Origin of the sequence: Nocardioides ungokensis (genome assembly GCF_013466985.1) — a bacterium.
GTDB lineage: Bacteria > Actinomycetota > Actinomycetes > Propionibacteriales > Nocardioidaceae > Nocardioides > Nocardioides ungokensis.
Map to the genome: position 1 here is coordinate 1,332,036 of NZ_CP059164.1, position 9,180 is coordinate 1,341,215.

Sequence of the window (9,180 nt, forward strand, 5' to 3'; positions counted from 1 at the left end):
GACCGGGCGTTGCACCCGTGCCTGCCGTCCAACGTGGGGGAGGCACGGTTGCCGTGCCGCGCCGACGAGAGGATGCTGCCGGGAGCGACCGTGCAACCAGGCCGCGGTCGACCAGCGGGACGGAGAGATCTCGGATGTCCACAGCTCCCGAGCTGCACAAGGGGCTCAAGCAGCGCCACCTGACCATGATCGCGATCGGCGGCGTCATCGGCGCCGGCCTCTTTGTCGGCTCGGGCGTGGTCATGCAGACGGCCGGTCCCGGAGCCTTCCTGACCTACGCGGTCACCGGCGTCCTCATCGTGATGGTGATGCGGATGCTCGGCGAGATGGCCACCGCCAACCCGAGCACCGGGTCGTTCTCCGACTACTCGCGCAACGCGCTCGGCCACTGGGCGGGCTTCTCCGTGGCCTGGCTCTACTGGTACTTCTGGGTCGTGGTGGTCGGCTTCGAGGCCGTCGCCGGCGCCAAGGTCGTGCAGTTCTGGCTGCCCGACGTCCCGCTGTGGTTGGTGGCCCTCGCGCTGATGACGCTGATGACCGGCACCAACCTGTTCTCGGTGGGCTCGTACGGCGAGTTCGAGTACTGGTTCGCCGGCATCAAGGTCGCGGCCATCGTGGTCTTCCTGCTGCTCGGTGGCCTCTACGTCTTCGGCGTGATCAGCGGCGACGGGATGCACTTCTCCAACCTCACGGCGCACGGCGGGTTCCTGCCGAACGGGCTCGGGGCGATCTTCTCCTCGGTCGTGGTGGTCGTCTTCTCGATGGTGGGTGCCGAGATCGCCACGGTCGCGGCGGCGGAGTCGCACGACCCGGAGAAGGCCATCGCGCGCGCGACCAACTCCGTGGTGCTGCGCGTCGGCACGTTCTACGTCGGCTCGGTCTTCCTGCTCGCCTGCATGATCCCGTGGAACAGCGACGAGCTCGCGGCGTCGCCGTACGTCACGGCCTTCGACATCATCGGCATCCCCGGCGCCGAGCACGTGATGAACGCCGTCGTGCTGACCGCCGTGCTGTCCTGCCTCAACTCCGGGCTCTACACCGCCAGCCGGATGCTCTTCGTGCTGGCCGCCCGCGAGGAGGCGCCGGTCTCGCTCCTCACGGTCAACGCCAAGGTGTCCCGGTCCGGGCGATCCTGTTCTCCTCGGTGATCGGCTTCCTCTGCGTGATCGCGGCCTACGTCTCGCCCGACACCGTCTTCGCGTTCCTGCTCAACTCCTCCGGCGCGATCATCCTCTTCGTCTACCTGCTGATCTGCATCTCGCAGTTCGTGCTGCGCCGGCGTACGCCGGACGACCAGCTCACCGTGAAGATGTGGGGCTTCCCGGTCCTCACGCTGCTCACCGTCGCCGGGATCCTGGCGATCCTGGTGCAGATGGGTCTCGACGGCGACACCCGCTCCCAGCTGCTGCTGAGCCTGCTGGCGTGGGGGATCATCCTCGCGGCCTACGTGCTCAACCGCCTGCGCCGCGGCGGGGAGGAGGCACCGGCCCGTCCCGAGCCCGACTCGGTGGACCGGGTCCTGCTGCTGGCCAACGAGACGATGACCGAGGAGGCGCTCGAGCGCGAGCTGCGCGACGTGCACGCCCAGACGGGGGCGCGCCTCCACATCACGGTGCCGGCCAACCCCGTCGACACCGGGCAGGCGGAGGTCGAGGGTGCGGTCTTCCTGTGGGAGGCGACCCGGGAGGCGGCCCAGGAGCGGCTCGAGGGGATGCTCGCCGCCCTGCACTCCCACGGCATCGACGCGAGCGGGGCGCTGGGCGACTACCGGCCGCTGGTCGCCCTGCGCGAGGCCGCCGCCGACTTCCACCCCGACCTGGTGATCATCTCGACGCATGCCCGCGGAGAGTCCACGTGGCTGCGCAAGGACCTGGTCAGCGCCGCGCGGGCCGAGCTCGAGGTGCCGGTGCGGCACGTGATCCCCAGCGAGGTCGACGCGACCGCCTGATCCGGCCGGTCCCGCCTGCTTGACTGGCCGGCATGGACCGACCGCTCACCCTGATCACCGGCGGCACCCGCGGCATCGGTGCCGCCACGGCGCTGCGGCTGGCCGCCGACGGCCACGACCTGGTGCTCGGCCACGCCCGCGACGACGAGGCCGCGGAGGAGTGCCGCCTGGCCGTCGAGGACGCGGGCGCCCGCTGCCTGGTGGTCCGCGCCGACGTGTCCGACCATGCCGGCGTCGAGCACCTCTTCGCGCGGGCCGCGGAGCACGGGCGGCTGACCGGGGTCGTCAACAACGCCGGCGCCACCCTGCACCTCGGGCCCCTTGCCGAGACCCCGGTCGACGTGGTCCGGCGGACCGTCGACCTCAACCTCACCGGCGCGCTGCTCGTCGCCCGGGCCGCGGTGCGCGCGCTCGGCACGTCGTACGGCGGGCGGGGCGGCGTCATCGTCAACGTCAGCTCGGGCGCGGCGACTCTGGGGGCGCCGGGGGAGTACGTCCAGTACGCCGCCGCGAAGGCCGGGGTCGACGCCCTGACGGTCGGGCTGGCGCAGGAGGTGGCCGGGCAGGGCATCCGCGTGGTCGGCGTCGCGCCCGGAATGGTGCGCACGCGCATCCACGAGGACGCCGGTGACGCCGGCCGCCTCGAGCGGGGTGCTGCCCGGATCCCGCTGGGCCGGCCGGGGGAGCCCGCGGAGATCGCCGACGCGATCGGCTGGCTGATGGGCCCCGAGGCGTCGTACGTCACCGGGACGACGCTGCGGGTCGCCGGCGGTCGCTAGGGCCCGCGCCCGGTGCGTTGGCAAGTTCTGCCAGCAGAACCGCCCGGAGTTGGTCACGCCGGACGGTGCTCCGGGGCCGTGAGGTCACTAGGTTCGACGCATGAGGGTCCTGCTCGCACTCGGCGGAAACGCCATGACCAACGACGGCCGTGCCCGGCCCGAGGACCAGATCGAGGCGGCCCGTCGCCATGGCCGCGGTCGCGGACCTCCTCCAGCACGACGTCGACGTCGTCATCACCCACGGCAACGGGCCCCAGGTCGGCAACCTGCTGGTCAAGAACGAGGTGGCCGCCTCGGTGGTGCCGCCGGTCCCGCTGGACTGGTGCGGCGCCCAGACGCAGGCCACCCTCGGCTTCGTCCTGATGAACGCCCTCGACGCGGCGCTGGCCGAGCGCGCGGTCGACCGGCGCACCGCGACCCTGGTCACCCGCGCGCTCGTCGCGGCCGACGACGACCACTTCTCCCACCCCACCAAGCCGATCGGCCGGTTCCTGCCCGCCGAGGAGGCGCAGGTGCTGGTGGAGCACGGCGAGACCTGGGAGGACCGCGGCGAGAAGGGCTGGCGCCGGGTCGTCGCCTCGCCCGAGCCGCTGGAGATCGTCGACGCCCCGGCCGTGCACGCCCTGGTCGAGGCCGGCTTCGTCGTCGTCGCCAACGGTGGCGGCGGGATCCCGGTCGTCCGCAGCGCCGACGGCACCCTGCAGGGGTCGAGGCCGTCATCGACAAGGACCTCGGGGCGGCCCTGCTGGCGCGCACCGTCGAGGCCGACGTGCTCGTCATCGCCACCGACGTGCCCAACGCCGTGCTGCGCTGGGGGACTCCCGAGGCCGAGCCCCTGGGGCGGGTCAGCGTGGGCGAGCTGCGGGGCTACGCCCGCGAGGGCCACTTCGCGAGCGGCTCCATGGGCCCGAAGGTCGACGCGGCCTGCCGGTTCGTGGAGAACGGCGGCAGCCGTGCCGTCATCACCAGTCTGGACCGGATCGTCGACGCCATCACGGGCGACGGCGGGACCGTCGTCGTACCCAACTAAGGAGAACACTGCATGCCCGACGCCATTGAAGTACGCAAGGTCCCGATCCACTCGGTCGCCGACGCCAGCGAGCTCGCGAAGCTCATCGACGACGGCGTGATGGAGGCCGGCCGGGTCATCGCCATCATCGGCAAGACCGAGGGCAACGGCGGCGTGAACGACTACACGCGGATCATCGCCGACCGGGCGTTCCGCGAGGTGCTGGTGTCCAAGGGTGCCCCGGCCGAGCAGGTCAAGCAGGTCCCGATCGTGTGGTCCGGCGGCACCGACGGCGTGATCAGCCCCCACGCGACGATCTTCGCCACGACCGACGCGGAGCCCACCGACGAGCCGCGCCTGACCGTCGGCTTCGCCATGAGCGAGCAGCTGCTGCCCGAGGACATCGGCCGCACGGCCATGGTCTCCAAGGTCGCCGACGCGGTGAAGGTCGCGATGGAGCGGGCCGGCATCACCGACCCCGCCGACGTGCACTACGTGCAGACCAAGACCCCCGCTGCTGACGATCCACACCATCCGCGACGCCAAGAGCCGCGGCAAGACGGTGTGGACCGAGCACACCCACGAGTCGATGGACCTCTCCAACGGCTGCACGGCACTCGGCATCGCCGTCGCCCTGGGCGAGATCGACATGCCCTCCGACGCGGACGTCATGCACGACCGCTCGCTCTACTCCAGCGTCGCGTCCTGCTCCTCCGGCGTCGAGCTCGACCAGGCGCAGGTCGTCGTGGTCGGCAACGCGACCGGCGTCGGCGGCCGCTACCGGATCGGCCACTCGGTGATGAAGGACGCGCTCGACCAGGACGGCATCTGGGCGGCGATCAAGGACGCCGGGCTGGACCTGCCCGAGCGCCCCCGCACCGACGACCTCGACGGCCGGCTGGTCAACGTGTTCCTCAAGTGCGAGGCCTCGCAGGACGGCGAGGTCCGCGGCCGCCGCAACGCGATGCTGGACGACTCCGACGTGCACTGGCACCGCCAGATCAAGGCATGCGTCGGCGGCGTCACGGCGGCAGTCACCGGCGACCCCGCCGTGTTCGTGTCGGTCTCGGCGGCCCACCAGGGTCCCGACGGCGGCGGCCCGGTGGCCGCGATCGTCGACCTCGGCTGACCCGCCCCCGTACGTCCGACTTGTACGTCCGTCCGGGACGTCATGCGAATCGTGGCCTCTGGCCCTCGGTTCGCATGACGTCCCGTTCGTCTTTCCGGCGGCGTTGTGAAACGTGCCTCTCACCAGTGCACGTCAGCGGGACGGCGCCCGCCGTCCCGGGCGAGCAGCTTGTCCGGAATCGGCCATGCCGTGGGCATTGCCTGGTCAGGAGGCATGGGGCTAGCGTGACCGGCGTCACTCATTGAAACGTTTCGATACGTCCGTCTCACCCGCTCTCGGAAAGCGACCCGAACATGCGCTCATCTGCCTCGTCCCCCCGCCACCGGCTCCCGGCCCTCCTGGCCGGCGGAGTCCTCGCGCTCTCCGGCGCCGCCTGCCCCGTCATCTCGGCCCAGGCGGCCGGGTCCGGTGACGGCCCGGCCGGCGTGGCCCTCGCGCCCGCCGGCCAGGCCGGCTGGAAGGCCGCCCAGGAGTTCAACCCCGCCCCCACGACCCGCACCGTGCGGCCCACTGCCGTCTACGCCACGCACGGCTCCGTGGCGGGCGCCGACCAGCTGGGTGCGGCCGGGGCGCCGATCGAGCTGTCGGGCACAGGCTCGTACGTGGTGCTCGACTTCGGCCGCGAGGTCGGCGGCACCGTCAAGCTGCACTTCGCAGGCGCGAGCGACGACCAGCAGCACCTCGGCATCGCGTTCAGCGAGTCGTCGGACTACCTCGACTTCTCCAAGCTGTCGCTGCCGTCCAGCGACACCTCCACCGGGGGCCCACGCAGCCGGGACGGCGCGATCGACGTACCCGTCACCGCGGGCTCCGGCTACACGACGCCGCTCCGTCTCCAGCGCGGCGGGTTCCGCTACCTGGTCCTCTTCACGAGCACTCCCGGCAGCATCTCGGTCGACGACGTCTCGGCCCACGTCACCGCCTCGCCGTTGATGGGCGACGACCTGCAGGACTACCCGAACTACTTCTACTCCAGCGACGCCCTGCTCAACCGGATCTGGTACGCCGGCGCCTACACCGTCCAGCTCGACACGATCGTTCCTGACCAGGGCAGGGCGTGGCCGGCGCCGGAGGCCCTGTGGGACAACAGCGGCGTCGTCGGTGCTGGCCGATCGATCCTCGTGGACGGCGCCAAGCGTGACCGCGCCGTCTGGGCCGGCGACCTGCCCGTGGAGCTCGCGACCGCGCAGGTGACCACCGGCGACACCGAGTCCACCCGCAACGCCCTCGACGCACTCTTCGGCCAGCAGCGCGACAACGGCATGTTCCTGTACGCCGGGCCGCCACTGAGCCTCCAGCACTCCGACACCTACCACCTGTGGACCCTCATCGGTGCCGACCGGTACGTGACCGCGAGCGGCGACACCGACTGGCTGGACGAGCACTGGGCCGAGTACCGCAAGGGCATCGACTACGCGTGGTCGAAGCTGGATGCCAACGGGCTGTTCTACCTCACCGAGACCTACGACTCGGCCTCCCAGCTGACCAAGGGCGAGAACCTCGCGGCGAACGTCCTGCTGTGGAGCAGCCTCGACCAAGGTGCCCGTCTGGCCGACCTCGCCGGCGACCCCGACACCGCAGCGACGTACCGCAGCCGGGCAGCTGCTCTGCGCGACCGGATCTACTCGAGCTTCTGGGACCCGGCGGTGGGCGCGTTCCGCAACTACCCGACCTCGACCGTGATCCCCCAGGACGGCAACGTCTTCGCCGTGTGGCTCGGGATGGTCACCGACCCGGACCAGCTCCGGAGCATCCAGGCGGTCAGGGGTGCAGCACGCGGACCGATCGGCACCCAGCGACCCGAGCACAAGAACCAGCTCGACATGTTCGACGCCTCGATCGAGGTGCACCAGCAGTTCCTCACCGGTACCCCCGCCGGTGACTCGAACGCCGTCGACCTGATTCGGAAGCTGTGGGGCTACCAGCTCGAGGCTCCCCAGGGCACCGGCAGCACGTTCTGGGAGTCGATGCGCGATGAGGGCTGTCTCTGCAGCTCCTACGTCAGCCTCGCGCACGGCTGGTCCACCGGACCGACATCCGCCCTCACCGACTACGTGCTCGGCCTGCGTAGCACCGGGGTCGGTGGCACGGCGTGGGCGTGGCAACCGCACGTCTCCGGTCTCCGCTTCGCCCAGGGCCGTCTCGACCTGCCCACAGGCCCGTTGACCGCCTCCTGGCACACCGACGCGGACGGGCTGCGTGCCATCGTGACCGCACCGCGAACCACCGACGGCACGATCTCCGTCCCGGCCGGCGAGGGTGCCGACGTCCGTGTCGGTGGCAGGCTCGTGTGGTCCGGGGGAGAGGCCGGCGCTCCGGGCGTCCACCGCGAGGGCGAGTACGTCGTGGTGCCGATCGCCCGGCAGCCCGGCTCCGGCAGCAGGACCGTCCCGGTCGACGTCAGCTGATCCGCGGCGGCTGCCCAGGCACCGGCCGTGGTGGTCGGGAGCCCGGAGTCAGGCGCTTCCCTCGGCCCATGCCTCGTCGAGCTGACGCCCGGAGAAGGCGGCCAGCCGGTGGTAGGCCGGGGCGTCGTCGGCGACGTCCACCTCGGCGTCGAAGGCGTCGCCCCGGTTGTCGGCCGTCAGGCCGGCGGACATGAAGGCCAGTGCGCGCTCCGCGACCTCGGGGTCCAGCCTCGCGGTGTGGCCGGTGGCGATGGCCAGGTCCCAGGTGTGCACGGCGAACTCGGCGGTCTGCCAGTCGACCATGCGCGGGTCGGCCTGGTCGCCCTGCTGGTGCCAGGTGTGGATGAGGTCGTCGGCTGCCGAGCGGAACACCTGGGCCCACTCGCTCCCGACCTGAGGCGGTTCGGACGACCAGTCGGGCTGCTCGCCGTGGATGGTCGCGACGAAGCGGCCCGGGGCGGCGACGATGTGGGCGATGAGGCGGGCCACGTCCCAGTCGTTGCAGGGGGTGGGCCGGGTGAGCTGGTCCTGGTGCACGAGGGCGAGCACGTCACCGGTCTGGTCGAGCGCCCGGGACAGCACGACGACGGCGTCGTTCGGAGTGGTCATGTCGGTTCCTCCCGACCCCACGATAACCGCGGGCGACCCCCGGCGTCCGAGGCCCAAAGTCCCTCGTGCGGGTCAGTCGTCGAGCCACTTCCGGATGGACTCGTCGTGCTGCCCCAGGGTCGGGGGAGCCAGGTGCGTGGAGCGGCCACCGGAGAACGTGTTGTCGTCGAAGCGGATCGGCGACCCCGGCAGGTTGAGCGATCCCTGGGTCGCGTGCTCCACCGACAGCAGCAGCCCCTGCGACCGCGTCTGCTCCCAGTCGTAGACGTCGTCGAGGGTGCGCACCTTGCCCGACGGGACGCCCGCGTCGGCGAGCAGCCCGAGCCAGTGCTCGGCGGGGTCGGTGGCGAAGTGGGCCTCGAGGAGCGCGACCAGCTCGTCACGGTGGCGCACCCGCAGCACGTTGGTGGCGAAGCGCGGGTCGGCGGCGTCGAGCTCGAGCGCGGCGCAGAGCGCGCGCCAGAGGTTCTCGGAGCCGCAGGCGATCTGGATCGGGGCGGTGCCGGTCTCGAAGAGGCCGTACGGCGCGATGGCGGGGTGGTGGTCGCCGGCCAGGCCCGGGACCTCGCCGGCCACGGTCCAGCGCGTGCCCTGGAAGGCGTGCACGCCGATCATGCCCGCCAGCAGCGAGGTGCGGACCACGCGCCCGCGGCCGGTCGTCGTCCGCGCTCGTGCAGCGCCGCGAGCACGCCGAACGCGCCGTTCATCCCGGCCAGCAGGTCGGCGATCGGCACACCCACCTTGGTCGGCTTCTCGGTGCCGGTGATCGACATCAGGCCGCCCTCGCCCTGCGCGATCTGGTCGTAGCCCGCGCGCTTGGCCTCCGGGCCGTCGTGACCGAAGCCGGTGATCGACAGCACCACCAGGCCGGGGTTGAGCTCGTGCAGACGCGAGACCGGGAAGCCGAGCCGGTCCAGGACGCCCACCCGGAAGTTCTCCATCAGCACGTCGGCGCGCTGGACGAGCCTCGCCAGGACGTCGCGGTCCTCCTCGGTCTTCAGGTCGAGGACCAGCGACTCCTTGTTGCGGTTGGTGGAGAGGAAGTACGTCGACTCCCGCTCGTCCTCCTCGCCGATGAACGGCGGACCCCAGCCGCGGGTGTCGTCGCCGGCCGGCGACTCGATCTTGATGACGCGGGCCCCCATGTCGCCGAGCATCATGGCGGCGTGTGGTCCGGCCAGCGCCCGGGTCAGGTCGAGGACGAGCAGGTCGGCGAGGGGTCCGTCGGTCATGGGCCCAGCCAACCATCCGCACCCGCGGCCCGGAATGGCAGAGGTTCACGGAAGTGTCGGCGTCGG

Annotated in this window: 6 protein-coding genes and 3 pseudogenes; 6 read left to right on the plus strand and 3 right to left on the minus strand. The window is 71.7% G+C overall.

All coding sequences use genetic code 11. The features are described 5' to 3' along the window. Positions 1–185 precede the first annotated feature (185 nt). The 6 genes and pseudogenes from H0S67_RS24635 to H0S67_RS06700 all read left to right on the plus strand — a co-directional run bounded on the left by H0S67_RS24635 (position 186) and on the right by H0S67_RS06700 (position 7,273). Positions 186–1,948: pseudogene (locus tag H0S67_RS24635) on the plus strand (amino acid permease). Positions 1,949–1,980: 32 nt separating this feature from the next. Next, on the plus strand, positions 1,981–2,727 hold the full coding sequence (locus H0S67_RS06685) for an SDR family oxidoreductase (RefSeq protein ID WP_180935943.1): 747 nt from the start codon (positions 1,981–1,983) through the stop codon (positions 2,725–2,727). A 188-nt stretch (positions 2,728–2,915) separates the two neighbouring features. Continuing rightward, positions 2,916–3,344 (plus strand): annotated as a pseudogene (locus H0S67_RS27855) (amino acid kinase family protein); the annotation flags it as partial. A 152-nt stretch (positions 3,345–3,496) separates the two neighbouring features. Continuing rightward, positions 3,497–3,757, plus strand: a complete 261-nt coding sequence (locus H0S67_RS27860; RefSeq protein ID WP_425489924.1) for an amino acid kinase family protein — start codon at positions 3,497–3,499, stop codon at positions 3,755–3,757. Positions 3,758–3,769: 12 nt separating this feature from the next. Further along, positions 3,770–4,865 (plus strand): annotated as a pseudogene (gene bar / locus H0S67_RS28575) (barbiturase). Between the two features lie 293 nt (positions 4,866–5,158). Next, positions 5,159–7,273: an alpha-L-rhamnosidase-related protein gene (locus H0S67_RS06700; protein ID WP_180935944.1), complete on the plus strand. Its 2,115-nt coding sequence runs from the start codon at positions 5,159–5,161 to the stop codon at positions 7,271–7,273. A 48-nt stretch (positions 7,274–7,321) separates the two neighbouring features. Here the strand turns inward: H0S67_RS06700 and H0S67_RS06705 are convergent, their stop codons facing one another. The 3 genes from H0S67_RS06705 to H0S67_RS27260 form a co-directional block, all read right to left on the minus strand. Further along, the gene (locus tag H0S67_RS06705) at positions 7,322–7,882 is read right to left on the minus strand and encodes a TIGR03086 family metal-binding protein (RefSeq protein WP_180935945.1); all 561 of its coding nucleotides are present in this window, start codon (positions 7,880–7,882) and stop codon (positions 7,322–7,324) included. Between the two features lie 72 nt (positions 7,883–7,954). Next, on the minus strand, positions 7,955–8,524 hold the full coding sequence (locus tag H0S67_RS27255) for a CoA transferase (protein ID WP_343050385.1): 570 nt from the start codon (positions 8,522–8,524) through the stop codon (positions 7,955–7,957). Next, entirely contained in the window at positions 8,494–9,114 is a 621-nt protein-coding gene (locus H0S67_RS27260) for a CaiB/BaiF CoA transferase family protein (protein ID WP_343050386.1), read from the minus strand. Before H0S67_RS27260 ends, H0S67_RS27255 begins: the two co-directional genes overlap by 31 nt. Positions 9,115–9,180 lie beyond the last annotated feature (66 nt).

Excerpts from the sequence above, each read along its gene's own strand:
- H0S67_RS06685 (WP_180935943.1), top strand. The coding sequence starts at position 1,981 with ATGGACCGACCGCTCACCCTGATCACCGGCGGCACCCGCGGCATCGGT.
- H0S67_RS06700 (WP_180935944.1), top strand. The coding sequence starts at position 5,159 with ATGCGCTCATCTGCCTCGTCCCCCCGCCACCGGCTCCCGGCCCTCCTG.
- H0S67_RS06705 (WP_180935945.1), bottom strand. The coding sequence starts at position 7,882 with ATGACCACTCCGAACGACGCCGTCGTCGTGCTGTCCCGGGCGCTCGAC.
- H0S67_RS27260 (WP_343050386.1), bottom strand. The coding sequence starts at position 9,114 with ATGACCGACGGACCCCTCGCCGACCTGCTCGTCCTCGACCTGACCCGG.